Source organism: Pseudomonas sp. C11, from assembly GCF_034683865.1.
Lineage (GTDB): Bacteria > Pseudomonadota > Gammaproteobacteria > Pseudomonadales > Pseudomonadaceae > Aquipseudomonas.
The window spans coordinates 132,460-156,838 of the sequence record NZ_JAWIIP010000005.1 but is presented as its reverse complement, the minus strand read 5'-3'; the positions used below and the strand labels follow the sequence as shown (position 1 = coordinate 156,838).

Annotated in this window: 19 protein-coding genes; 11 read left to right on the top strand and 8 right to left on the bottom strand. The window is 64.8% G+C overall.

What is annotated here, in order from left to right:
* Positions 1-15: 15 nt before the first annotated feature.
* The 4 genes from VC352_RS10225 (at position 16) to argA (ending at position 4,617) form a co-directional block, all read left to right on the top strand.
* On the top strand, positions 16-693 hold the full coding sequence (locus VC352_RS10225) for a TIGR00153 family protein (protein WP_322979458.1): 678 nt from the start codon (positions 16-18) through the stop codon (positions 691-693).
* Between the two features lie 39 nt (positions 694-732).
* Positions 733-2,004: an inorganic phosphate transporter gene (locus VC352_RS10220; protein WP_322979457.1), complete on the top strand. Its 1,272-nt coding sequence runs from the start codon at positions 733-735 to the stop codon at positions 2,002-2,004.
* Positions 2,005-2,072: 68 nt separating this feature from the next.
* Positions 2,073-3,239 (top strand): acetylornithine deacetylase, encoded by a 1,167-nt coding sequence (gene argE, locus VC352_RS10215; RefSeq protein ID WP_322979456.1) that lies wholly within the window; start codon positions 2,073-2,075, stop codon positions 3,237-3,239.
* Positions 3,240-3,318: 79 nt separating this feature from the next.
* Positions 3,319-4,617, top strand: coding sequence for an amino-acid N-acetyltransferase (argA, locus tag VC352_RS10210; protein ID WP_322979455.1), 1,299 nt, complete (start codon positions 3,319-3,321; stop codon positions 4,615-4,617).
* Positions 4,618-4,836: 219 nt separating this feature from the next.
* Here the strand turns inward: argA and rmf are convergent, their stop codons facing one another.
* The 4 genes from rmf to VC352_RS10190 form a co-directional block, all read right to left on the bottom strand.
* Positions 4,837-5,037, bottom strand: a complete 201-nt coding sequence (gene rmf, locus VC352_RS10205) for a ribosome modulation factor (RefSeq protein ID WP_322979454.1) — start codon at positions 5,035-5,037, stop codon at positions 4,837-4,839.
* A 108-nt stretch (positions 5,038-5,145) separates the two neighbouring features.
* Positions 5,146-6,726: a glutamate--cysteine ligase gene (gene gshA / locus VC352_RS10200; protein WP_322979453.1), complete on the bottom strand. Its 1,581-nt coding sequence runs from the start codon at positions 6,724-6,726 to the stop codon at positions 5,146-5,148.
* Positions 6,727-6,828: 102 nt separating this feature from the next.
* Complete coding sequence (locus tag VC352_RS10195; RefSeq protein WP_322979452.1) at positions 6,829-7,215, bottom strand: PaaI family thioesterase; 387 nt, start codon at positions 7,213-7,215, stop codon at positions 6,829-6,831.
* A complete protein-coding gene (locus VC352_RS10190; protein WP_322979451.1) occupies positions 7,212-9,539 on the bottom strand; it encodes a Tex family protein in 2,328 nt (775 codons plus the stop codon). Before VC352_RS10190 ends, VC352_RS10195 begins: the two co-directional genes overlap by 4 nt.
* A 203-nt stretch (positions 9,540-9,742) precedes the next feature.
* On the opposite strand from VC352_RS10190, the gene ompR reads away from it, so the two are divergent.
* The 3 genes from ompR to VC352_RS10175 all read left to right on the top strand — a co-directional run bounded on the left by ompR (position 9,743) and on the right by VC352_RS10175 (position 15,737).
* The gene (gene ompR, locus VC352_RS10185; RefSeq protein ID WP_322979450.1) at positions 9,743-10,480 is read left to right on the top strand and encodes a two-component system response regulator OmpR; all 738 of its coding nucleotides are present in this window, start codon (positions 9,743-9,745) and stop codon (positions 10,478-10,480) included.
* Between the two features lie 76 nt (positions 10,481-10,556).
* Positions 10,557-11,873 (top strand): ATP-binding protein, encoded by a 1,317-nt coding sequence (locus tag VC352_RS10180; protein WP_322979449.1) that lies wholly within the window; start codon positions 10,557-10,559, stop codon positions 11,871-11,873.
* A 99-nt stretch (positions 11,874-11,972) separates the two neighbouring features.
* Entirely contained in the window at positions 11,973-15,737 is a 3,765-nt protein-coding gene (locus VC352_RS10175) for an EAL domain-containing protein (protein WP_322979448.1), read from the top strand.
* 6 nt (positions 15,738-15,743) lie between these two features.
* Here VC352_RS10175 and VC352_RS10170 read toward each other — a convergent pair whose 3' ends face one another.
* Genes VC352_RS10170 through VC352_RS10160 form a run of 3 tightly spaced genes read right to left on the bottom strand, consistent with a single transcriptional unit; the run spans position 15,744 to position 17,976 of the window.
* Positions 15,744-16,640, bottom strand: coding sequence for an LD-carboxypeptidase (locus VC352_RS10170; protein ID WP_322979447.1), 897 nt, complete (start codon positions 16,638-16,640; stop codon positions 15,744-15,746).
* Complete coding sequence (rimK, locus tag VC352_RS10165) at positions 16,637-17,542, bottom strand: 30S ribosomal protein S6--L-glutamate ligase (RefSeq protein WP_322979446.1); 906 nt, start codon at positions 17,540-17,542, stop codon at positions 16,637-16,639. The genes VC352_RS10170 and rimK overlap by 4 nt, the downstream gene beginning before the upstream one ends.
* Entirely contained in the window at positions 17,539-17,976 is a 438-nt protein-coding gene (locus VC352_RS10160; protein ID WP_322979616.1) for an ATP-dependent zinc protease, read from the bottom strand. The genes rimK and VC352_RS10160 overlap by 4 nt, the downstream gene beginning before the upstream one ends.
* A gap of 136 nt (positions 17,977-18,112) precedes the next feature.
* On the opposite strand from VC352_RS10160, the gene VC352_RS10155 reads away from it, so the two are divergent.
* The gene (locus VC352_RS10155; RefSeq protein ID WP_322979445.1) at positions 18,113-18,541 is read left to right on the top strand and encodes an RNA-binding S4 domain-containing protein; all 429 of its coding nucleotides are present in this window, start codon (positions 18,113-18,115) and stop codon (positions 18,539-18,541) included.
* 39 nt (positions 18,542-18,580) lie between these two features.
* Here VC352_RS10155 and VC352_RS10150 read toward each other — a convergent pair whose 3' ends face one another.
* A complete protein-coding gene (locus tag VC352_RS10150; protein ID WP_322979444.1) occupies positions 18,581-19,375 on the bottom strand; it encodes a phosphatase PAP2 family protein in 795 nt (264 codons plus the stop codon).
* 216 nt (positions 19,376-19,591) lie between these two features.
* Here VC352_RS10150 and hslO point away from each other — a divergent pair, with 216 nt between their 5' ends.
* From hslO to VC352_RS10135, 3 genes are all read left to right on the top strand, one after another.
* Positions 19,592-20,479 carry an Hsp33 family molecular chaperone HslO gene (gene hslO / locus VC352_RS10145; protein ID WP_322979443.1) on the top strand — a complete coding sequence of 296 codons (888 nt, stop codon included), beginning with the start codon at positions 19,592-19,594 and terminating at the stop codon, positions 20,477-20,479.
* 169 nt (positions 20,480-20,648) lie between these two features.
* Entirely contained in the window at positions 20,649-22,190 is a 1,542-nt protein-coding gene (locus VC352_RS10140; RefSeq protein WP_322979442.1) for a phosphoenolpyruvate carboxykinase, read from the top strand.
* A gap of 229 nt (positions 22,191-22,419) precedes the next feature.
* On the top strand, positions 22,420-24,342 hold the full coding sequence (locus VC352_RS10135) for an ATP-dependent DNA helicase RecQ (RefSeq protein ID WP_322979441.1): 1,923 nt from the start codon (positions 22,420-22,422) through the stop codon (positions 24,340-24,342).
* Positions 24,343-24,379 lie beyond the last annotated feature (37 nt).

The window sequence follows — 24,379 nt, the reverse complement described above, 5'->3', positions numbered from 1 at the left end:
ACAGGGGTTTACCCTATGCCTATCAATCCTTTTGTCAGCCTGTTCGGCCGTTCTCCCATCGGCCCCATGCAGCAGCACATCGCCAAGGCGCATGAGTGCGCAGCGAACCTGGTGCCCTTCTTCGAAGCCGTGATGGTCGAGGATTGGGCCAGGGTCGAACAGGTACAACAGGACATGTCCCGGCTGGAGCATGAAGCGGACAAACTGAAGAAAAGCGTCCGTCTGCACCTGCCCAAGAGCCTGTTCCTGCCAGTTCCGCGCTCGGATCTGCTCGAGCTGCTCAGTGTACAGGACAAAGTCGCCAACCGTGCCAAGGACATCGCCGGCCTGATGCTCGGCCGTCAGATGGCCATTCCGCAGGCACTGCAACCGCTGATGCGCACCTACGTGCAGCGCAGTGTGGATGCCAGCGCGCAGGCGCTGAAGGCGATGAACGAACTCGACGAGCTGCTCGAGACCGGTTTTGCCGGCCGCGAGGCCGTGCTGGTGGAGACGCTGATCGAAGAGCTCGGTGTGATCGAGCACGATACCGACCGCCTGCAGATCGAAGTGCGTCGGACGCTGTTCAAGCTGGAGAAGGATCTTCCCCCGGTCGATGTGATGTTCCTCTATCAGATCATCGACTGGATCGGCGACGTCGCCGACCGTGCCCAACGAGTGGGCAACCGACTGGAACAACTGCTGGCGCGCTAAGCGCCAGTGTCCTTTCTGGGATCTACGGAAACTTACTTTATGTCTCTGATTGCGGACTACGGGCTGGTTCTGCTCGTGCTTGCCTGCCTTTTCGGTTTTTTCATGGCCTGGGGTGTCGGGGCCAACGATGTAGCCAACGCCATGGGTACATCCGTTGGCTCGCGTGCATTGACCATCCGGCAGGCGATCATCATTGCCATGGTCTTCGAATTCTGCGGTGCCTACCTGGCCGGCGGTGAGGTGACCGAAACCATCAAGAACGGCATCGTCGATGCCAATCTGATCAGTCCCAACCTCATGGTGTTGGGCATGATGTCGGCCTTGCTGGCCGCCGGTTCCTGGCTGTTGGTCGCGTCGATGCGTGGCTGGCCGGTGTCCACCACCCACACCATCGTCGGTGCGGTGATCGGCTTCGCGGCTGTCGGCGTGTCGGTCGACGCGGTGCATTGGAGTGGCGTCGGTCCCATCGTCGCCAGTTGGGTGGTCACGCCCATGCTCGCCGGGATCATTTCCTTCTGCCTGTTCGTTAGCGTGCAGAAGCTGATCATCGACACCGACGAGCCGTTCAAGAACGCCAAGCGCTTCGTGCCGCTGTACATGTTCATCACCGGTTTCATGATCTCGCTGATGACCCTGAGCAAGGGCCTCAAGCACGTCGGCCTGGATCTCACCAGCACCGAGGGTTTCATGCTCTCGCTGGGCATCGGCGTGCTGGTCATGTTGATCGGTATCGCCCTGCTCAGCCGCATCCACGTCGATGCCGAAGCGGACAAGGCCTTCCACTTCTCCAGCGTGGAGAAGGTGTTCGCCATCCTGATGATCTTCACTGCCTGCTCCATGGCCTTCGCCCACGGTTCCAACGACGTGGCCAACGCCGTCGGCCCGCTGGCGGCCATCGTCGGCGTGATCCAGAGTGGTGGTGACCTGGCCGCTGGGGAGAAATCCATCGTGCCGGGCTGGATCCTGCTGCTGGGCGCACTGGGCATCGTCGTGGGTCTGGCCACCTATGGCTACAAGGTGATCGCCACCATCGGCAAGGAAATCACCGAGCTGACCCCCAGCCGTGGTTTTGCCGCCGAACTGGCTGCTGCCACCACCGTGGTCAGCGCGTCGGGTCTGGGCCTGCCGGTATCCACCACCCACACCCTGGTCGGCGCCATTCTTGGTGTCGGCCTGGCACGCGGCATCGGTGCGCTGAACCTGGGCATGATCGGCAAGATCTTCCTGTCCTGGATCATCACTCTGCCGGCTGGTGCGGTGCTGTCGATCATCTTCTTCTTCATCCTGCGCGGGCTGTTCGGCGGCGTCTGATTCCGCTCTGGCGGTTTCACCGACAAGACGATGTCCCTATGATGGGGCATCGTCTCAGGAGAGCGCCCATGCCCCTGCCGTCCTTTCAAGAGCAGTTCGCCGCGCTGATCGCCGCGCCCTCGGTGAGCTGTACCCAGCCCAACTGGGATCAGAGCAACGCGCCCGTCATCGACCTGCTCGCCGCCTGGCTCGGTGATCTGGGTTTTACCTGCGAAACCCAGCAGATTTCCCCCGGCAAGTTCAACCTGCTCGCCAGTTATGGCTCCGGCCCCGGTGGCCTGGTGCTGGCTGGGCACAGCGATACCGTGCCCTTCGACGCCGCCCTGTGGCAGACCGACCCGCTCAAGCTGACCGAGGTGGGCGACCGCTGGGTGGGCCTGGGCAGTTGCGATATGAAGGGCTTCTTCGCCCTGGTCATCGAAGCGGTGCGGCCGCTGCTCGATCAGCCCTTTCAGCAGCCGCTTCTGATTCTCGCCACCTGCGATGAGGAAAGCTCGATGGCCGGCGCGCGTGCGCTGGCCGATGCCGGCCGGCCGTTGGGACGTGCGGCGGTGATCGGCGAGCCGACCGGCCTCAAGCCCATCCGCCTGCACAAGGGCGTGATGATGGAGCGCATCGACATTCTCGGCCGTAGCGGCCATTCCTCGAATCCCGCCCTCGGCCACAGTGCGCTCGAAGCCATGCAGGATGTGATGGGCGAACTGCGTGGGCTGCGTGCGCAATGGCAGCGCGAGTTCAATAACCCGCAGTTCAGCGTGCCGCAACCGACGCTCAACCTCGGCTGCATCCATGGTGGTGACAACCCCAACCGTATTTGCGGCCAGTGCGCCCTGGAGTTCGACCTGCGGCCTTTGCCGGGTATGGATCCGGAGCAATTGCGTGCGGCCATTCGCAGCAAGTTGCAGCCGCTGGCACTCAAGCACGAGGTGCGCATCGACTATGGCCCGCTGTTCCCGGCCGTACCGCCCTTCGAACAAAGCGCCGATGCCGAGCTGGTACGCCTGGCTGAACGCCTGACCGGGCACAGCGCGCAAGCGGTGGCGTTCGGCACCGAAGCGCCTTATCTTCAGCGCCTTGGCTGCGAGACGCTGGTGCTCGGCCCTGGCGACATCGATTGCGCGCATCAGCCTGGGGAACACCTGGAGCTGGCCCGTATCGAACCTACGGTGACGCTACTGCGCGAACTGATCCAACACTATTGCCTGACCCGGAGTGAAGACGTGCTGCGACGATGAGAGGTAGGGCGGGTGTAACCCGCCAAATGGCCATGGCGGGTTGCACCCGCCCTACGTTTCGACGCTCACGGATCTTTACATGCACGACTACGTCAACTGGTTACGCCATGCTTCGCCCTACATCAATGCCCACCGCGACTGCACCTTCGTGGTCATGTTGCCGGGGGAGGGCGTCGCCCATCCCAATTTCGCCAATATCGTCCATGACCTGGTGCTGCTGCACAGCCTCGGCGTGCGTCTGGTGCTGGTGCATGGCTCGCGCCCGCAGATCGAGGCGCGTCTGGCGACGCGCGGTCTGACCCCGCACTACCATCGCGGCCTGCGCATCACCGACGCGCAGACCCTGGAATGCGTGATCGATGCGGTGGGGCAACTGCGTATCGCCATCGAAGCGCGTCTGTCGATGGACATGGCTGCGTCGCCGATGCAGGGCTCGCGTCTGCGCCTGACCAGCGGCAACTTCGTCACCGCTCGGCCGATTGGTGTGGTCGACGGCGTCGATTATCACCATACCGGCGAAGTGCGGCGTATCGACCGCAAGGGCATCAATCGCCAGCTCGACGAGCGCAGCATCGTGCTGCTGTCGCCACTGGGCTATTCGCCCACCGGGGAAATCTTCAACCTGGCTTGCGAGGATGTCGCCACGCGTGCGGCCATCGACCTGGCGGCGGACAAGCTGCTGCTGTTCGGCGCCGAAGACGGCCTGCTCGACGAGAGTGGCAAGCTGGTGCGCGAGCTGCGTCCGCAGCAGGTGCCGGCGCACCTGGCGCGCCTGGGCTGCAACTACCAGGGCGAATTGCTCGACGCTGCTGCTCAGGCTTGCCGGGGCGGGGTCAAACGCAGCCATATCGTCAGCTATGCCACCGATGGTGCATTGCTCAGCGAGCTGTTCACCCGCACCGGTAACGGCACCCTGGTGGCGCAGGAGCAGTTCGAATCGCTGCGCGAGGCGACCATCGAGGATGTCGGCGGCCTGATCGAGCTGATCCGCCCGCTGGAAGAGCAGGGCATTCTGGTGCGCCGTTCGCGCGAGGTGCTGGAGCGCGAAATCGAGCAGTTCAGTATCGTCGAGCGCGAGGGGCTGATCATTGCCTGCGCCGCGCTTTATCCCATCGCCGAATCGGACTGCGGTGAACTGGCCTGCCTGGCGGTCAATCCTGACTACCGGCATGGCGGCCGTGGCGACGAATTGCTCGAACGTATCGAAGCCAGGGCGCGGGCGCAGGGCATCAAGACCCTGTTCGTGCTTACCACCCGCACGGCTCACTGGTTCCGTGAGCGCGGTTTCGAGCCCAGCAGCGTCGAGCGCATGCCCGCGGCGCGTGCCTCGCTGTACAACTATCAGCGTAATTCCAAGGTGTTCGAGAAGGCTCTGTAGAGGGTGACGGATCCTTTGCCTGTTGGGTGTCGGTGAAGGGATCACGGCATGCTGAATCGGTGGGCTAAAGCCCACCCTACAGCGCTTGGCATGGCACAGCGGACTGTTCGCTGGCGCTACGAGCGGCCGGCGTTCCAGTTCGCCCTTCGCGCTGTGGAGCGAGCTGTAGGAGCGGATTTATCCGCGAGCTTCGCGGCTTAAGCCGCTCCTACGCCAAGGTCAGGCGCTGCGCTGATGCAGGCGCCACTGCTCGCGACCGTCGTCCCAGCCGGCCTCCCAGGCTGCTGCCGGTACTTCGGCGGGGTAGGGTTGGCGCGTGCGGGGCAGGCCGGTGAGCCCGGCCATGTAACCTTGCTGGTACGCTTTGGTGAGGCCTTCCAGGCTCCATTGGGGCGAGGCATCGTGTCGCTCGGGCGCCATCTGGCGTGCTCCCATTCAGTCCGTTGAACTCATGCTAGCTGCCCGTTCGAGCGGCCGTATGGCCGCTCGTCCGCCCTTTGGCTCCGCTGGCTGGCTTTGTGACGAGTCTCACACCGCCACGGCGAGGATGCTGGCCTGGTAAGCCGCGACAAAGGCGTCGAAATCACCTTCCGGCTGGGCTTCCAGTTCGGCCTGCTCGGCCAGCGATTGGCCCGCAACCTGTTCCAGAACAGCCTGCTGCTCGGCATCCAGCGGCTGGCCCTGGAAGTACTCGGCGTGCTGGCGGCTCTGCTGCAGTGCGAACTCGGTGAAGCTCATGCCCTGGCGTAGTGTGGCCAACACCTGAGCGGAAGGCGTGCGCTCGACATCGGCTACCTTGGCCTGCTGCTGTGCCAGCGCTTCGACATGGGCATTACCGCCCTGGGCGCGGTCGAGCAACTCGGCCAGCGGCAGGATGCGCGTGAGTAGGTCATCAGCCCAGGCCTTGAGTTCCACCTGTTGCGCGCCCTTCTGCAGATGCAAACCAGGACGACGGCCTTCCTTGACCACCTTGAGGAAGTTGCTGGTGCAGTTGCTGCACTCGCCGTTTTCCAGCAACGGGCTGTCATCCAGGGCGCAGAACAGCAGGAAGGCGTCGATGAAGCGTGCCTGCGCCAGGTCGATGCCTAGCGGCAGGAAGGGATTGATGTCCAGGCAGCGTACTTCCACGTACTGCACGCCACGGCTCATCAGTGCCTGGATTGGCCGCTCGCCACTGCGGGTGACGCGTTTCGGGCGGATGCTCGAGTAGTACTCGTTCTCGATCTGCAGGATGTTGGTGTTCAGTTGCAGCCACTCGTCGCCACGCTTGGTGCCGGCTTCGACATAGGGCGGGTAGGGCGTGCCGACGGCCAGGCGCAGGCTGTCGGTGTAGCTGGACAGGTCGTTGTAGCAGGGGGTCAGGCCGGACTGCGCGCTGCTCTGGTAGCCCAGGTCGCTCATGCGCAGGCTGGTGGCGTACGGCAGGTACAGGGTGCTGGCATCCAGCTCCTGCAACTGGTGCGGGCGGCCGCGCATGAACCCTTTGTCCAGCGCCGGCGAGGCGCCGAACAGGTACATCAGCAGCCAGCTGTAGCGGCGGAAATTGCGGATCAGCGAGATATAGCGCGCCGACTGGTAGTCGCGTGCACTCTGCTCGCTGCCTTCGCTCTGCTGCTGCAGCTGCCAGAGTTTCTCCGGCAGGGAGAAGTTGTAGTGGATGCCGGCGATGCACTGCATGGTCTTGCCGTAACGCAGCGCCAGACCCTTGCGGTACACGTACTTGAGGCGACCGATGTTGGAGCTGCCGTAGCGGGCGATGGGAATGGTCTCCTCATCCGGCAACTGGCAGGGCATCGACGGGCTCCACAGCAGTTCGCCGTCGAGCTTGGTGTAGGTGAAACGGTGGATGCGCTCGAGTTCATCCAGGGTGGCCGCGGCGTCGGTGGCCGTACCGGTGATGAATTCCAGCAGCGATTCGGAGTAGTCGGTGGTGATCTGCGCGTGCGTCAGTGCCGAGCCCAGTCCTTGCGGATGCGGGGTCAGGGCCAGTTGGCCGTCGCGATCGACGCGCAGGCATTCGCGCTCGATGCCGTGCAGGCATTCACCCAGCAGGGACAGGTTGGCCGGCTCGCCGAGCTGGGCCAGGCGGCGTGAGAGAAGGTCGCTCAAGATGCAATTCCTAACTGGGCAGTCGCCACAATATGGGGATCGCCCCCGCACTCTGCAAGGGGCGACGATGCAGCCACATTAGACGACTTCGCGCCCGGTCGATTACACGCAGGCGAAGGTGCCTTGTGCCTTGGCGACCAGCTTGTCTCCCTGCAGCACTTCGGCTTCCACCACCTGGGTGCGGCGACCAGCGTGCAGCACCTTGGCGTGGCACAGCACGCTGCCCTCGGATACCGGGCGGATATAGTTGATCTTGCACTCCAGGGTCACGCTGCTCGGGCCGCCATCGCCCAGGCTGTGGTTGGCCTGGCCCATGGCGGTATCGATCAGCGAGAACAGCGCGCCGCCGTGCAGCTTGCCGTGCAGGTTGCGCAGCTCGTCGGTGAGGGTCAGGCGCACGCGCGCCTCGCCACCGCCGACCTGGAGGATCTCCAGGCCGAGCAGGCGGGAAAAGGCGCTGCTGGCGCCGACGTTGTCAGTCGTACTCATTTCTTCAACTGCTTGGCGTTGGCGAACAGTGCAGCCATGCCGCCGGTGGCGGGCGCCGGCTTGTCCTGGCTGGAGTGGCGCTCGCTGCGCGGCGTGTTGCCGCCACGGTTGCCATTGCCGCGCTGACCTCCGCGCGCGCCCTCGACTTTCTCGCCGGGGGTATCGCCCATGCGCATGGACAGGGCGATGCGGTTACGCGGGATGTCCACTTCCATCACCTTGACCTTGACCACGTCGCCGGCCTTGACCGCCTCGTGCGGATCCTTGATGAACTTCTCCGACAGCGCGCTGATGTGCACCAGACCGTCCTGGTGCACGCCGATGTCGACGAATGCACCGAAGTTGGTGACGTTGGTCACCACGCCTTCGAGCACCATGCCTAGCTTGAGGTCGTTCAGGGTTTCCACGCCTTCCTGGAACTCGGCGGTCTTGAACTCCGGGCGCGGGTCGCGGCCGGGCTTGTCCAGTTCCTTGAGGATGTCGCCGACGGTGACCAGGCCGAAGCGCTCGTCAGTGAACTTGGCCGGATCGAGACGCTTGAGGAAGCCCGAATCTCCGATCAGCGAGCGGATGTCGCGGCCGGTGTCCTGGGCGATGCGCTCGACCAGCGGGTAGGTTTCCGGGTGCACGGCGGAGGCGTCCAGCGGGTTGTCGCCGCTCATCACGCGGAGGAAGCCGGCGGCCTGCTCGAAGGTCTTCTCGCCCAGGCGCGGCACCTTCTTCAGCTCGGCGCGCGAGGCGAAGGCACCGTTGGCGTCGCGGTATTGCACGATGTTCTGCGCCAGGGTGGCGTTGAGGCCGGAGATGCGCGCCAGCAGGGCGGCAGAGGCGGTGTTCACGTCCACGCCGACGGCGTTCACGCAGTCCTCGACCACGGCGTCCAGGCTGCGCGCCAGCTTGAGCTGGGAGACGTCGTGCTGGTACTGACCGACGCCAATGGACTTCGGGTCGATCTTCACCAGCTCGGCCAGCGGATCCTGCAGGCGGCGGGCGATGGAGACTGCGCCGCGCAGTGACACGTCGAGATCGGGGAATTCACGGGCGGCCAGCTCCGAGGCCGAGTACACCGAGGCGCCGGCTTCGGAAACCATCACCTTGGTCAGCTTGAGGCCCGGCACCTTCTTGATCAGCTCGGCGGCCAGCTTGTCGGTTTCGCGGCTGGCGGTGCCGTTGCCAATGGAGATGAGGTCGACGCCATGCTTGGCACAGAGCTTGGCGAGGATGGCCAGGGTGCCGTCCCAGTCGTTGCGCGGGGCGTGCGGGTAGACGGTGGCGGTTTCCAGCACCTTGCCGGTGGCATCGACCACGGCCACCTTGCAGCCGGTGCGCAGGCCCGGGTCGAGCGCCAGGGTGGCGCGCGGACCGGCCGGGGCGGCCAGCAGCAGGTCATGCAGGTTGCGGGCGAAAACGCTGATCGCCTCGTCCTCGGCCTTCTCGCGCAGCTCGCCGAGCAGGTCGGTTTCCAGGTGGTTGTACAGCTTGACCTTCCAGGTCCAGCGCACCACCTCGGCCAGCCATTTGTCGGCGGCACGGCCTTGCGCGCTGATGCCGAAGCGTTCGCCGATCATCACCTCGCACGGATGCATGCTGCCCGGCAGTTCTTCGCCGACCTTGAGGCTGGCGCTGAGAATACCTTCGTTGCGGCCACGGAAGATCGCCAGCGCACGGTGCGACGGCACGCCTTTGAGCGCTTCGTCATGCTCGAAGTAGTCGCTGAACTTGGCGCCTTCGTTTTCCTTGCCCGGCACCAGGCGGGCGCTGAGGGTGGCGTTGTCCTTGAGGAAGCTGCGCAGCTTGTCGAGCAGGGCGGCGTCTTCGGCGAAGCGTTCCATGAGGATGTACTTGGCGCCTTCGAGCACGGCTTTCACGTCGGCGAAGCCCTTTTCGGCGTCGATGAAACGCTCGGCTTCCTGCTCGGGTGTCAGGCTCGGATCGCTGAACAGCGCATCGGCCAGTTCGCCGAGGCCGGCTTCCAGGGCGATCTGGCCCTTGGTGCGGCGCTTTTGCTTGTACGGCAGATAAAGGTCTTCGAGGCGCGTCTTGGTGTCGGCCAGGTCGATCTCGCGCTTGAGTTCCGGGGTGAGCTTGCCTTGCTCCTCGATGCTGGCGAGGATCGCCATGCGGCGCTCGTCCAGTTCGCGCAGGTAGCGCAGGCGCTCTTCCAGGTGGCGCAGCTGGGTGTCGTCGAGACTGCCGGTCACTTCTTTACGGTAACGGGCGATGAAGGGCACGGTAGAGCCTTCGTCGAGCAGGGCCACGGCGGCGGCGACTTGCTGCGGGCGCACGCCCAGTTCTTCGGCGATGCGGTTGTTGATGCTGTCCATAAATAAAGCTACCCACTGGGACGACAGGGTGGCCGCAGAAATGCGGGCCGGATACGAAAGCGGCGCATTATAAACACCGCACTCGCGCACGCTGCGAACCATTCGGGGAAAAATCTGCTAACAATGGTCGAAGCGCCCGGCTCAGTGCCTGAGCGATAATGCCGCCACTTGCCGTCCATCGTACGGCTGTCCAAGGAGACACCATGACCCAGTCCGCTATCCCTGCTGCCGAAGGCGAGAAGATTCTCATCGTCGACGACGACGCCCGCCTGCGTCGCCTGCTCGAGCGTTTCTTCGATGAGCAGGGCTATCGGGTACGCGCGGTGGAGAACGTCGAACAGATGGATCGTCTGCTGGCGCGCGAGCTGTTCAATCTGGTGGTGCTCGACCTGATGCTGCCCGGCGAGGATGGCCTTTCCGCCTGCCGCCGCCTGCGTGAGTCGAACAACCAGATCCCGATCATCATGCTCACCGCCAAGGGTGACGAAGGCAGCCGCATCCAGGGCCTGGAGCTGGGCGCCGACGATTACCTGGCCAAACCCTTCAACCCGCGCGAGCTGCTGGCGCGGATCAAGGCTGTGCTGCGTCGCCAGGCGCCGGTGGTGCCAGGGGCGCCGGGTACCGAGGACGAGAGCGTCACCTTCGGCGAATACGAGCTGTCGCTGGCTACCCGCGAGCTGAAGAAGGGCGAGGAAGTGCACATGCTTACTACCGGCGAGTTCGCCGTGCTCAAGGCACTGGTGCAGCACGCGCGCGAGCCGCTGACACGCGACAAGCTGATGAACCTGGCCCGTGGCCGCGAGTGGGATGCGCTGGAACGCTCCATCGACGTGCAGATCAGCCGTCTGCGTCGCCTGATCGAGCCGGATCCGTCCAAGCCGCGCTATATCCAGACCGTCTGGGGTGTGGGTTACGTGTTCGTGCCGGATGGCAATAAGTGATGTGTAGGAGCGAGCTCTGCTCGCGAATCGAAGTTGCGTTTTCGCGAGCAGAGCTCGCTCCTACGGTTTTGCGCTCGTGAAAGCCCCCGTCTGGTTCCCGCAGAGTTTTTTTGCCCGCACCCTCTGGCTGGTGCTCGTCGTCGTGCTGTTCTCCAAGGCGCTGACCCTGGTGTACCTGATGATGAACGAGGACGTGCTGGTCGACCGTCAGTACAGTCACGGCGCGGCGCTGACCCTGCGCGCCTACTGGGCGACCGACCCGAGTGACCGCGAGCGTGTCGCGCAGGCCGCCGGGCTCAAGCGCACGCCCAGCGATCAGGTGCCGCCCAACGAGCAGCACTGGCCGTACAGCGAGATATTCCAGCGGCAGATGCAGACCGAACTTGGCCCCGACACCGAAACGCGGGTGCGCGCGACCACGCCGCCTGCGCTCTGGGTGCGCGCGCCGAGCCTCGGCGATGGTTGGGTGCGGGTGCCGATGTATCCGCACCCGCTGCGTGGGCAACGCATCTGGAGCGTGCTGGGCTGGTTCCTCGGGATCGGCCTGATTTCCACCGCTGCGGCCTGGATCTTCGTGCGTCAGCTCAACGCGCCACTCAAACGCCTGGTCTATGCCGCTCGCCAGCTCGGTCAGGGGCGCAGCGTGCGCCTGCCGATCAGCGATACACCGAGCGAGATGACCGAGGTGTACCGCGCCTTCAACCAGATGGCCGAGGACGTGGAGCAGGCCGCGCGCGAGCGCGAGCTGATGCTCGCCGGGGTTTCCCATGACCTGCGCACGCCGCTGACGCGTCTGCGCCTGGCCCTGGAGTTCATGGATACCGACACCGAGCTGACCGACGACATGGTGCGCGATATCGAGGACATGGACGCCATCCTCGACCAGTTCCTCGCCTTCATCCGCGATGGCCGCGGCGAGCCGGTGGAGGAAGCCGACTTCCCCGAGCTGGTGCGGGAAACCCTGGCGCCCTACAACCAGGGCAGCGAGCGTGTGCGCCTGTGCCTGGAGAGCATTCCGCCCTTCCCGCTGCGCCGCGTGTCGATCAAGCGCCTGCTCACCAACCTGGTGGAGAACGCTCTCAACCACGGCGGTGGCGATGCGGTGGAGGTGGTCGCCAGTCTGGCTGGGGATCAGAGCGCGCCTTATGTGGTGCTGAGCGTGCTGGATCGTGGAGCCGGTATCGATCCGGCTGAGCTCGACAGCATCTTCAACCCCTTCATCCGCGGGGATCGTGCGCGCGGCGGTCGTGGTACCGGCCTGGGCCTGGCCATCGTCAAGCGCATCGCGGCCCTGCATGGTGGCAGTGTCGAGCTGCGCAATCGCAGCGGCGGTGGGCTGGAGGCGCGGGTGCGTTTGCCGCTGGGGCTGCTCCTGCCGCGCGACGCGGTATAACCACCCTGGGTCAGCCGCGCCGTTATCGGCGTGTGCTGGCCAATGGCTGCCCGGGATCGCCCTGGCTATGCTGTGCCGGCGTTCCGCTGAGAGGCCAGCATGTCCACCTCCCCGTTCCCCCGTCTACCCCTGTGGACCTGGTGGCTGCCGCTGCCGCTCTTCCATCTGGGCACCTGGCTGTCGCTGATCACTCGCATGGATGATGGCGTGGCGTTGTGCTACCTGCCGCTGGTCATGGGTTTGGCATTCTTCATCTGGTGGGGGCCGCGGGTGCTGCCGGCTCTCTACCTGAATGCGGTCGTCACCGGCCCACTCTGGGGGCTGCCGTGGGAATGGGGGCTGCTCTACGGCCTTCCCGAGGTCATCGGTGTGGCGCTGGGCGGCTGGTTGCTCAGGCGCCAGACCTTCGACCCAGCCTTGGTGTCGCTGAGTGACCTGCTGCGCTTCATGGCGTTCGGTGTGTTGCTGCCCGCCAGCGTTCTGGCGCTGGGCCTGCACGCCAATCTGTGGCTGACGGGTTTGCTGCAGCGCGAGCTGTGGGCGTTTTCCAGCCTCAATGCCTGGTTGGTGTGCATCGGCAGCCTGTTGGCCCTGGCCACGCCGCTGCTGGCCTTCGCCAGCGCGCCCCTGCGTGCGCGGGGCTGGCTGTTGGCAGGTACCACGCAGCGGGACGCCCCTGCCCTGGAGGTGAGCCATTCGCCCAGAGGTTGGCTGTTCACCCTGGCTGGTTTCAGCCTGCTGACGGGGGTGATCACCAGCCTGCCGACCCTGATCGCCGTACCGCTGCTGGGGGCTACTCTACTGGTGCTAGCGCTGCGTCATGCCTTTGCCGGCGCGCTGTTCGGCGCGCTACTGGGGCTGGTGACCATGCAGCTTTGGCCCATGCTGCGTGACGGCACGCGTTTCGACACGCCGGCAGGCGGCTACCCGTTGCAGTTGAACTTGCTCCTGCTGATGGGGGCGGCCCTGCTGGTCGGGCGGGTCTTGAGCGATCTGCGCCAATCGTTGGCACACAGCACGCAGATGCAGCACCAACTGACGCGCAGCAAGCTGGCGATGGAGGCCAGCCCGCTGGGTATTACCATCGCCGATGCGCGCCATGCGGACATGCCGTTGGTCTACAGCAACCCGGCATTCAGCCGGATTACCGGTTACCGCGCCGAGGAGGTGCTGGGGCGCAACTGCCGTTTTCTTTCCGGCGCGGCACGCAATCAGCGTGGCCTGGAGATCCTGCGCGCCGCCATGCGTGAAGGGCGTACCGGCCGTGCGGTGTTGCGCAACTTTCGCAAGGACGGCACAGCGTTCTGGAACGAGGTGGTGCTGGCGCCGATGCGTGACGAGCAGGGCATCAGTCACTTCGTCGGCCTGCAGCACGATGTCACCGAGCGCGAGGAACTGGCCGCCCGGGTGGAGCAGCAACGTGCCGCCATGCTGCGGCAGAGCCACCTGTTCAGCCAGACCGAGGACATCGCCAACCTCGGTGGCTGGGTGCTGGAAGTCAGTGACTCCAGCATGTTCTGGAGCGACGGCTGCTACCGCATCGTCGACCGCGACATCCACCTCGGTTCGCCCGATCTGGAGCAGACGCTCGACTACTACGACACCCCGAGCCAGGTGCTGATCCGGCAGACGCTGCAGGCGGCGCATGCCGGGCTGGATGACCTGGATATCGAGGTGCGCCTGTGCGCCCGTCTGGGTGGCCGTCTGGTGCGCCTGCGCGGTATGGCCGAGCGCGACGACGATGGCAGCCTGCTGCGTATCTACGGCGTGGTGCAGGACATCAACGAGCGCCGCCGTACCGAGTCGCAACTGCGTGACCGTGACGAGCGCCTGCGCCTGTTCTTCGAGGCCCCGCTGATCGGCATGGCGCTGACCTCGCAGAGCTTCGCTTGGGAGGAGGTCAACCCCAAGCTGTGCAGCATGCTCGGCCGCAGTCGCGAGGAACTGCTGGCCAGCAGTTGGCGCGAGCTATCGCACCCCGACGATTTGCTCGCCGAGCGGAGTCGATTGGAACCGGTGCTGTTGGGTGAAAGCGATGGCTTCGAAATGGACAAGCGCTTTCTGCGTGCCGACGGGCAGGTCGTCTTCACCCGCGTCAGCTTGCGTGTGGTGCGGCCGGGGGCGACGCATCCGCTGATGTTCATGCTGCTGGTGGAGGACATCAGCGCTCGCCGCCAGGCCGAGGCGCGTTATCACACCCTGGTCGAACATGCGCCCGAGGCGATCCTGCTGTTCAATCCGGACGGCGGCATCGTCGAACTCAACGAAAACGCCTTGCGTCTGTTCCGCTACCGCCGCGAAGCCCTGCTGGGCCGCAGCATCCAGAGCATCAGTCCGGCTCGTCAGGCGGACGGCCAACTCTCGACCAAGGCAGGCAAGCAGCACTTGCAGCGTGCCATCGCGGGCGACACGCCGGTCTTCGAATGGCTGCACCGTGACAGCGCCGGGCGCCAGCTGCCGTGCGAGGTGCGCCTGCTGCGGATGCCGGGCGAGGACATCCTGATTCGTGCCAGCATCATCGACATTTCCGAGCGTCAGCGTTACCAGCGCGAGATCGAGCGCCTGGCCTACAGCGACGAACTGACCGGCCTGCCGAACCGCCGCCTGTTGCTCGACCGCTTGCAGCACGCCATGGATCGCGAGAGCCGCGAAGGCAGCCTGGGCGCCCTGCTGTTCATCGACCTGGATCACTTCAAGACGGTCAACGACAGCCTCGGGCACCCGGTCGGCGACGCCTTGCTGTGCGAGGTCACCCAGCGCCTGGCGGCGGAACTGCGCACCGAAGATACCCTGGCCCGGCTGGGCGGTGACGAGTTCGTGGTGCTGCTCGAAGCCCTCGATCACGAACCGAGCCTGGCCGCCGAGCAGGCCGCGGCGGTTGGTGAGAAGCTGCTGCGTGGCCTGCAGGGCAGCTGCCTGATCGAGGGCCATGAGCTGTCGATCAGCGCCAGCATCGGCATCGCCCTGCACCCGATGGGTTTGCAGCAGGCGGCCGACGTGCTCAAGCAGGCCGACACCGCCATGTACCGCGCCAAGCACGCCGGGCGTAACGCGCTGCATTTCTTCGCCCCGGAAATGCAGGCGGCCATCGACCAGCGCCTGCTGCTGCAGGGGGAGCTGCGCCAGGCCATTGCGCGCGGGCAGTTGCAACTGATGTTCCAGCCGCAACTCTTGCTGGCCGATGATTCGGTGGCCGGTGCCGAGGTGCTGCTGCGCTGGCAGCATCCGGAGCGCGGCGAGATTGCGCCCGATCAGTTCGTGCCGTTGGCCGAGGAGACTGGCCTGATCCAGGACATCGGCCAATGGGTGCTGGAGCAGGCCTGTGCCGCCCTGGCGCGCTGGCAGACGCAGTGGCCGCAGTTGGTACTGGCGGTCAATCTGAGCCCGCGCGAGTTGCGCCAGGCCGGTTGCGTCAGCCGCGTCGAGCAGTGCCTGCAGCACCATGGCGTGCCGGCGCAGTCGCTGGAGCTGGAGATCACCGAAGGCGTGCTGCTCGAAGACGTCGACCGCTGCATCGACCATATGCACCAGCTCAAGGCACAGGGCGTGCGCTTCGCCATCGACGACTTCGGCACTGGTTATTCCTCGCTCACCTACCTCAAGCGTCTGCCGCTGGATCGCCTGAAGATCGATCGCAGCTTCGTCGCCGATCTGGATGGCGACAGCAGCGGCCGCATGCTGGTGCAGACCATCTTGATGATCGCCCGCAACCTGGGGCTGGAATGCGTGGCCGAGGGCATCGAGCGTGACAGCCAGTTGGCGCTGCTGCGTGAGCAGGACTGCACCCTCGGCCAGGGTTATCTGATCAGCAGGCCCATGGCCGAGGCCGAATTCCTTGCCTGGATGCAGGCCCGCTCGCGTTGAACGGGCTTACCAGTTCAGGCTGTCGCCGCCGAGCCGGGCTGATTGGCCGTAGGGCCAGGGATAGTTGGAGTCGCCATGGCCGCTGGGCAGTTCGCCGTACAGCGGGATGCCCAGCGGCGCCAGGTACTCGGCGAAGATCTCCTCGAGGCTGTGATGCACGCCGCGCCGTGGACAGTCGGTGAAGCTGCCCAGGCAGACGGCGCGCGGGCGCCGGCCGGCAAAGCTGTGCAGCAGTTGCCAGAGGCTGCGCTCGAGGCGGTAGTAGGGTTCGCCGACGTCTTCGAGGATCAGGATCGAGTCCTCGCCCAACTGCATTTGCGCGGGTGTGCCGCAGGCGCTGGCCAGCGCCGTCAGGTTGCCGCCTTGCAAGGTGCCGCTGATGCTGTGCTGCGGCCCGCTGATGTGGCGCACCGGCAATTGCCGATGCTGCGCCGCGAGCAGGCTCCACAGGGCCTGTACCGAGGCCAGTCGTTCGCGCTGGCCGCCTGGTGCTGCCAGTGCCTGCTGGCCCAGCACCGTGGCTACCGGGCCATGAATGGCAGGCAGGCCATGACACTGGAAGGCTTCGAGCAGGATCGACAGATCGGAAAAGCCGATCAGTGGGCGTGAGCTGGCCTGTTGCAGCAGGGCCCAGTCGATATCCGCGATGAGTTGCGCGCTGCCGTAACCACCGCGCAGGCACCAGACCGCATCGATGCCAGGCAGGCTGAAGGCCTGGTGCAGGTCGTCCAGGCGTTGTTCGGGCGTACCAGCCAGGTAACGGTGACGAGCGCGTACGTGCTGGCCCAGGTGGTAGCGAATGCCCTGCACTTCAAGTTGCGCCAGGGTCGCTTCGAGCACGTCTTCGGCGATGGCAGCGGCCGGCGCGATCAGCGCCAGGTGCCCGTTGAACGCTGGGTTCATCCGCGCCCCTTGGTGCGCGTTTGCCCGGGTTCGGCGTGCTTTTCCAGATGCTCGATGATCATCCCCGCGACGTCCTTGCCGGTGGTGGTCTCGATGCCTTCCAGGCCGGGCGAGGAGTTCACTTCCATCACCAGCGGGCCGTGGTTGGAACGCAGGATGTCCACCCCAGCAACGTTCAGGCCCATGACCTTGGCTGCGCGCACGGCGGTCATGCGTTCTTCCGGGGTGATCTTGATCAGGCTGGCGCTGCCACCACGGTGCAGATTGGAGCGGAACTCGCCGGCTTTGGCCTGGCGCTTCATAGCCGCGATCACCTTGTCGCCGACCACGAAGCAGCGGATGTCGGCGCCGCCCGCTTCCTGAATGTATTCCTGCACCATGATGTCCTGCTTGAGGCCGAGGAAGGCCTCGATCACTGACTCGGCGGCCTTGTGCGTTTCCGCCAGCACCACGCCCATGCCCTGGGTGCCTTCCAGCACCTTGATCACCAGTGGCGCGCCGCCCACCATCTGGATCAGGTCGGGAATGTCGTCCGGCGAGTGAGCGAAGCCGGTCACCGGCAGGCCGATACCCTTGCGCGACAGCAGTTGCAGGGCGCGCAGCTTGTCGCGCGAACGGCTGATGGCTACCGATTCGTTGAGCGGGTAGACGCCCATCATCTCGAACTGGCGCAATACCGCGCAGCCGTAGAAAGTCACCGAGGCACCGATGCGCGGTATCACTGCATCGAAGCCCTCCATGGCCTGGCCACGGTAGTGGATCTGCGGCTTGTGGCTGGCGATGTTCATGTACGCACGCAGGGTGTCGATCACCTGCATTTCGTGGCCCCGCTGCTGACCGGCCTCCACCAGGCGACGGGTGGAATACAGACGCGGGTTGCGCGACAGCACGGCGATCTTCATGGGGCACCTGAAAGGGATGAGGGCAGGGCGGGTTTGTCTTGGACGTAGCTCAGCGCCGGGTTGACCAGCAGGTGGCCGGTGACCAGCGCCTTGGAGCCGAGCAGCACGCGATAACGCATGGTCTTGCGGCAGGCCAGGGTGAATTCCACTGGCCACAGGCGATCACCGAGCGCCAGCTCGGTACGGATCACGTAGCGATTCTGCGCCTGGCCGTTGGAACTCTTGATGCGCCGCACCGATACCAGCGGCGCTTCGCAGCGGTGGCGGCGTTGAACCTGGGTGCCGAGGTAGGCGGTAAAGCGCACCCAGTCCTCGCCATCACGCTGGAATGGCTGGATATCGCTGGCGTGCAGGCTCGAGGTGCTGGCACCGGTGTCGATCTTGGCGCGCAAACCAACGATGCCGAGTTGCGGCAAGTTGATCCATTCGCGCAGGCCGATCACGCTGAGAGAGTCGATGCTTTTCAAAACGACGGTGTTCCCCCGTGACTGACGGGCCTATAGTTCCGCGCATTCTAGATGCGCCATGTGACAACTGCATCAGGCAGCGTAGAACCAACAAGAGTAAGAGATGAGCGAGAAAGACGACGACAAGGTACGCCTGGACAAGTGGCTATGGGCGGCACGCTTCTACAAGACCCGCGCCCTGGCCAAGGCGGCGATAGAAGGAGGCAAGGTGCATCACCGAGGGGATCGCTGCAAGCCCGGCAAGGAACCTAAGGTTGGCGATGAATATGTGCTGCGCACCGGCTTCGATGAGCGCACGGTCGTCGTGCTGGCCCTTTCTGCGGTGCGTCGTGGTGCGCCCGAGGCGCAGTTGCTCTATCGCGAGACGGAAGAAAGTATCGCCCGCCGCGAGCAGGCCGCGGCGATGCGCAAGGCCGGTGCCCTCGGTGTGCAGAGCGACGGCCGGCCGAGCAAGAAGCAGCGCCGGCAGATCCATCAGTTCAACGAGCAACAGCAAGGTGGCCTGCGCCACCCATGGGCCGACGAAGATTAGGCGCCAGCTTAGTCGGAGCGAGCTCCTGGGGCGCGTACCTCAGCGCCCGCTGACCACGCTTATGCTGCCCAGCAGCGGCAGCCTGGCCAGGCGCGAAGTGATCGGCAGGGTGACTTTCTCCAGCCACTCGCTGGCACGGTAGCCCAGTGGCGTGAAGCAGCCCCAGGCCATGCCGGTCAGGCTCAACAGCACGCCGCCGACGAAGGCATCCGAGCCCCAGTGCGCACCGGCCACCAGGCGCGGCAATATGCCGATCACGGCAATCGCCCAGACCAGCGCCAGGCGCCAGCCGCGTGCGAAGAAACTGAGGAAGTAGGCCCAGATCATCAGTACCGAGGCATGATCCCCCGGGAAGCTGCGGCTGGCGCTGTCCTTGAGATCCCAGCGCTCTTCCCAGGCCGGGAACATTTCGGTCAGGCGCGCGCTGCCCTCGACAGCCAGCGAGGCGCTCTGGTGTTGCCAGCCCATGTAGTCGACCAGATCGGAAAACAACACGCGGATCAGCAGCATCACCACCAGCATGGTCAGGAAGGCGAAGAGCGCACGGCGCACCTGCGTGCCTTCGAAGACCAGGCCGGCCTTGAGCATCACTGCCAGCATCACCACACCGACGCCAGCATCCACCGGGCGCATGCTGCCGATGGCCCAGATATGCGCCCACAGCCCACCGGCGTGCACCGGGTCGTTGAGCAGATGGAACAGCCACAGATCGAAGGCGTCCCAGAACTGGCGCGTGGGTTGCCACAGCCAACTGGCGAGCAACAGCAGGCTGACCACATGGCAGATCAGCAGCGGCCGCAGGCGCCACTGTGTATTGAGAAAGACGGTCGACATGAAAAGTCCCTTTGCAGAAATATGACGGCTCTACCCTAAGCGCGCGCATCTTAGACGCTTGCCTTGGGCATGCAATGTGACCTGATGCTCGGTTCAGGTCTTGTTCAGACGTGCCGGCGCATGGCCATTAGCGTTCGTTCGGCGCCTGGCGCTTGGTTGAACCTGCGTTTGTGCATAAAATCGCCAGCCTTTTTGGTAGACCCTGGGCATATCGCTATGAACGACTTCAGCCAACGCTTCCTGTTCGATGACACCGATGTACGCGGTGAGCTGGTCGCCCTGCGTGAGAGCTATGCCCACGTATTGGCCAAGCACGCCTACCCGCAGCCGGTGGCCCAGTTGCTCGGCGAGATGATGGCCGCTGCTGCGTTGTTGGTCGGCACCCTCAAGTTCGACGGCCTGCTGGTGCTGCAGGCGCGCGCCGAAGGCCCGTTGTCACTGCTGATGGTCGAATGCTCCAGCGCCCGTGAGCTGCGCGGCATTGCCCGCTACGACGCTGAGCAGATCGGCGCCGATGCCGATCTGCAAAGCCTGATGCCCAGCGGCGTACTGGCCATCACCATCGACCCGACCCGCGGCCAGCGCTACCAGGGCATCGTCGACCTGGATGGCGCTGACCTGGCCGAGTGCCTGTCCAACTACTTCGCCAGCTCCGAGCAGTTGCCGACCCGTTTCTGGCTCAAGGCCGATGGCCAGCGTGCCCGTGGCCTGCTGCTGCAGCAACTGCCGCCGCACCACCAGACCGAGCCGGAAGAACGCGCCGAAAGCTGGAACCACGTGCTGACCCTGGCCGACACCCTGACCGCCGAAGAGCTGCTGGGTTTGGACAACCCGACTCTGCTGCATCGCCTCTACCACGAAGAGAACGTGCGCCTGTTCGACGAACAGCCGCTGCAGTTCCGCTGCAGTTGCTCACGCGAGCGCTCGGCCAGTGCCCTGGCCAGCCTCGGCCAGGCCGATGCCGAGCTGTTGCTGGCCGAACAGGGCGGCAGCGTGGTGATCGATTGCCAGTTCTGTAACGAGCGTTATGCCTTCGACGCCGCCGACATCGCCCAGCTGTTTGCCGGGGCCGGCAGCGAAGCGCCGTCGCAGACCCGGCACTGATGAACCTCTCGCGCCAATAGACTGTCACTATTGGCGCTGTATCGGATTGGAGGCTGCCAAGCAGTTCGCTTTTCTGGCATACTCCCGCGACTTTTTTACCGTGTAGCGCAGTTGCCCCTGTAACTACACAACGTTCGGAAGACTCGGCCAGCGGCCGACGGGGATCCTCATGACGCAAGCCAACAACGCCGTGTACACCGACATCAGCGCCGCGCAACTGGTCGAAGAAGCCATTCGCCGTGGTGAAGGGGAACTGGCCGCCAACGGCGCGCTGGTCGTTCGTACCGGTCATCGCACTGGCCGCTCGCCGGCTGATCGCTTCATCGTTCAGGAGCCGAGCACCGAGGCGCAAATTGCCTGGGGCAACATCAACCGTCCGTTCCCGGCCGACAAGTTCGACGCACTGTGGGATCGCGTCGAGGCGTTCAACGCCGCTCAGGATCACTTCGTTTCCCATGTGCACGTCGGCTCGGCCGAAGAGCACTACCTGCCGGTCAAGATGACCACCGCGACCGCCTGGCAAAACCTGTTCGGCCGTCAGCTGTTCATCAACCCGCACGCCTACAACCCGGCTGGCCGTGGCGAGTGGCAAGTGCTCAACGTCGCCAACTTCGAGTGCGTGCCCGAGCGTGACGGCACCAACTCCGATGGCTGCGTGATCATCAACTTCGCGGCCAAGAAAGTGCTGATCGCCGGCATGCGTTACGCCGGTGAAATGAAGAAGGCCATGTTCTCCGTGCAGAACTTCCTGCTGCCGGAAAAAGACGTGCTGCCGATGCACTGCGCCGCCAACATCGGCGAAGAGGGCGACGTCACCCTGTTCTTCGGCCTGTCCGGCACCGGCAAGACCACCCTGTCCGCCGACGAGTCGCGTTACCTGATCGGTGACGACGAGCACGGCTGGGGCGAAGGCGTGGTGTTCAACGTCGAAGGCGGTTGCTACGCCAAGTGCATCGACCTGTCCGAGAAGAACGAGCCGGTGATCTGGAAAGCCATCCAGTTCGGCACCGTGCTGGAAAACGTCGTGCTCGACGACAGCCGCACCCCGGATTACGCCGACGACAGCCTGACCCAGAACAGCCGCGCGGCCTACCCGCTGGAGTACGTCGAGAAGCGCAGCGAGAAGAACCTGGGTGGCGAGCCGAATGCGGTGATCTTCCTGACCTGCGACCTGACCGGCGTTCTGCCGCCGGTGTCGATCCTCAACAACGAGCAGGCGGCCTACCACTTCCTGTCCGGCTACACCGCGCTGGTCGGTTCCACAGAAATGGGTTCGGGCGGCGGCATCAAGTCGACCTTCTCCACCTGCTTCGGCGCGCCGTTCTTCCCGCGTCCGGCTGGCGTCTACGCCGAGCTGCTGATCAAGCGCATCAATGCCTTCGGCTCCAAGGTCTACCTGGTCAACACCGGCTGGACCGGCGGCGGCTACGGCGTCGGCAAGCGTTTCAACATCCCCACCACCCGTGGTGTGATCGCGGCCATCCAGAGTGGTGCGCTGATCGGTGCCGAGACCGAGCACCTGCCGATCATCAACCTGGATGTGCCGAAGTCGGTTCCGGGCGTCGAAACCAACCTGCTCAACCCGCGCAACACCTGGGCAGACAAGAACGCCTACGACGAAGCCGCCAAGGGCCTGGCCAAGCTGTTCATCGACAACTTCCAGAAGTTCGACGTTAGCGACGCCATCAAGAACGCCGGCCCGCAGCTGTAAGCGCTGGGCAGAGCAAAAGAAACCGCCTTCGGGCGGTTTCTTTTTTGGGGCGAAAGGTTAGAGCCGCCGTCGTAGGGCGGGTGAAACCCGCCGTGGTCAGAAGTGGCGGGTTTCACCCGCCCTACAATCTTCGCTAGGCTTGTGGCTCTTCAACGGAGAGCCGTAGGGCGGGTGCAACCCGCCATGGCCTTACGCTCTGACCTTCAAGCGGTCAAAGGAGTGACAGCGCATGTCCACCCTCAAACGCGTCTTCGGTTTCGCCAAGCTGCGCCCCGGCCAGGAAACGGTGATCAGCGCCGTGCTGGCCGGTCGTTCGGCGGCGGCGATCTTTCCCACCGGTTCCGGCAAGTCGCTGTGCTACCAGTTGCCGGCCCTGCACCTTCCGCATCTGACCTTGGTGATCTCGCCCCTGCTGGCGCTGATGCAGGACCAGTTGGCGTTCCTGCATGCCCACGGTATCGCGGCGGCCAGCATCGATTCGGCGCAGAGCCGCGAGCAGACGATGGATGTGATGAACCGGGCGCGTAGCGGCGAACTGAAGATCCTGATGATCTCGGTGGAGCGCCTGAAGAACGAGCGCTTTCGCAACTTCATCGCCCAGGTGCCGATCTCCCTACTGGTGGTCGACGAAGCGCACTGTATCTCCGAGTGGGGCCACAATTTCCGCCCGGACTACCTCAAGTTGCCCGACTACCAGCGCCAGTTCGGCATCAATCAGGTGCTGCTGCTCACCGCCACGGCAACGCCCAAGGTCATCGCCGATATGCGCGAGAAATTCGCCATCGCCGAGGCGGATGTGGTCACCACCGGTTTCTACCGGCCCAACCTCAACCTGCTGGTCGAGTCCGTGCCTGGCGGTGCCAAGCAGCAACGCCTGCAGCAATGGCTGGCACCGCGACGCGGCCAGGCGAGCATCGTCTACGTCACCCAGCAGAAGACCGCCGAGCAGGTGGCCGAGCGTCTGCAGGGCCAGGGCCTGGCGGTCAGCGCGTACCACGCCGGTATGGCGCACGAGGTACGCGAGTCGATTCAGCGTCGCTTCATGGCCGGCGAGCTGGAATGCATCGTCGCCACCATCGCCTTCGGCATGGGCATCGACAAGCGCGACATCCGCAACGTGGTGCACTTCGATCTACCCAAGTCGGTGGAGAACTACAGCCAGGAGATCGGCCGCGCCGGGCGTGACGGCCAGGCTTCCGATTGCCTGGTGCTGGCCAGCCGCGACGGCCTCAGCGTGCTGGAGAACTTCGTCTACGGCGACACGCCAGAGCTCTCTGGCATCCGCGCGGTGCTCGATGATTTGCGCGCAGTCGGCACGGGCGGGCAGTGGGAGCTGATGCTCAATCAGCTATCGGAGCTGAGCAATATCCGTGCGCTGCCCCTGAAGACCTTGCTGGTGCAGCTAGAACTACGTGGCATCATCGCGCCGCGTTACGCGTATTTCGCCGAGTATCGCTTCAAGCTCTTGCTGGAAGACGACGTGCTGCTGGCGCAGTTCGAGGGCGAGCGGCGCCAGTTCGTCGAGGCCATCCTGGCCTGCTCGAAACGGGCGCGTACCTGGTCGACCTTGGATTTCGACGCCTTGTATCAGCAGTACGGCGCCGAGCGCGCGCGGGTGGTCAAGGCGCTGGATTACTTTCAGGAAAAGGGCTGGCTGGAGCTGGAAAGCAAGCAGATGACCGAGGTGTATGCCGTGCTCGATGGCGACTTCGATGTCGATGCTCTGGCCAATGAACTGCATACACACTTTCGTGCCCACGAGGCCAGCGAGATCGCTCGCATTCAGGCCATGCTCGGTTTGTTCGAGAGCCGCGAGTGCCTAAGTCGGCGCCTGGCTTTGTACTTTGGTGACGAACAGGCGCCCGAGCGGTGCGGGCATTGTTCGGTGTGCCGGGGCCAGGTCGCGACCTTGCCGCAGCCGCCGGAATTACCGCCCCTTAGCGGCCGTGATGGCGAAGCGCTGTGCGCCGCCTTCATCGAGAAGCACCAGCAGCACGCTGGCTGCAGGCCGAGTCACGAATGCCTGACGCGTTTTCTCTGTGGCGTGACCACGCCCCTGTTCACCAAGCTCAAGGCGCGACAGCTGGCCGGTTTCGCCGCGCTGGAGGATTACCCCTACGCCGCGGTGCGCGACTGGTTGCAGGGCGCCTAACCAGGACGCTTCACCGAGGCGCCCGTCGCCGCTAAAG

Coding starts and splice junctions, on each gene's coding strand:
- VC352_RS10170 (WP_322979447.1), bottom strand. CDS start 16,640: ATGAACCCAGCGTTCAACGGGCACCTGGCGCTGATCGCGCCGGCCGCT.
- VC352_RS10190 (WP_322979451.1), bottom strand. CDS start 9,539: ATGGACAGCATCAACAACCGCATCGCCGAAGAACTGGGCGTGCGCCCG.
- rmf (WP_322979454.1), bottom strand. CDS start 5,037: ATGGCGCCCGAGCGACACGATGCCTCGCCCCAATGGAGCCTGGAAGGC.
- argE (WP_322979456.1), top strand. CDS start 2,073: ATGCCCCTGCCGTCCTTTCAAGAGCAGTTCGCCGCGCTGATCGCCGCG.
- VC352_RS10195 (WP_322979452.1), bottom strand. CDS start 7,215: ATGAGTACGACTGACAACGTCGGCGCCAGCAGCGCCTTTTCCCGCCTG.
- VC352_RS10135 (WP_322979441.1), top strand. CDS start 22,420: ATGTCCACCCTCAAACGCGTCTTCGGTTTCGCCAAGCTGCGCCCCGGC.
- argA (WP_322979455.1), top strand. CDS start 3,319: ATGCACGACTACGTCAACTGGTTACGCCATGCTTCGCCCTACATCAAT.
- VC352_RS10150 (WP_322979444.1), bottom strand. CDS start 19,375: ATGTCGACCGTCTTTCTCAATACACAGTGGCGCCTGCGGCCGCTGCTG.
- VC352_RS10175 (WP_322979448.1), top strand. CDS start 11,973: ATGTCCACCTCCCCGTTCCCCCGTCTACCCCTGTGGACCTGGTGGCTG.
- VC352_RS10220 (WP_322979457.1), top strand. CDS start 733: ATGTCTCTGATTGCGGACTACGGGCTGGTTCTGCTCGTGCTTGCCTGC.
- VC352_RS10140 (WP_322979442.1), top strand. CDS start 20,649: ATGACGCAAGCCAACAACGCCGTGTACACCGACATCAGCGCCGCGCAA.
- VC352_RS10155 (WP_322979445.1), top strand. CDS start 18,113: ATGAGCGAGAAAGACGACGACAAGGTACGCCTGGACAAGTGGCTATGG.
- ompR (WP_322979450.1), top strand. CDS start 9,743: ATGACCCAGTCCGCTATCCCTGCTGCCGAAGGCGAGAAGATTCTCATC.
- VC352_RS10225 (WP_322979458.1), top strand. CDS start 16: ATGCCTATCAATCCTTTTGTCAGCCTGTTCGGCCGTTCTCCCATCGGC.
- rimK (WP_322979446.1), bottom strand. CDS start 17,542: ATGAAGATCGCCGTGCTGTCGCGCAACCCGCGTCTGTATTCCACCCGT.
- hslO (WP_322979443.1), top strand. CDS start 19,592: ATGAACGACTTCAGCCAACGCTTCCTGTTCGATGACACCGATGTACGC.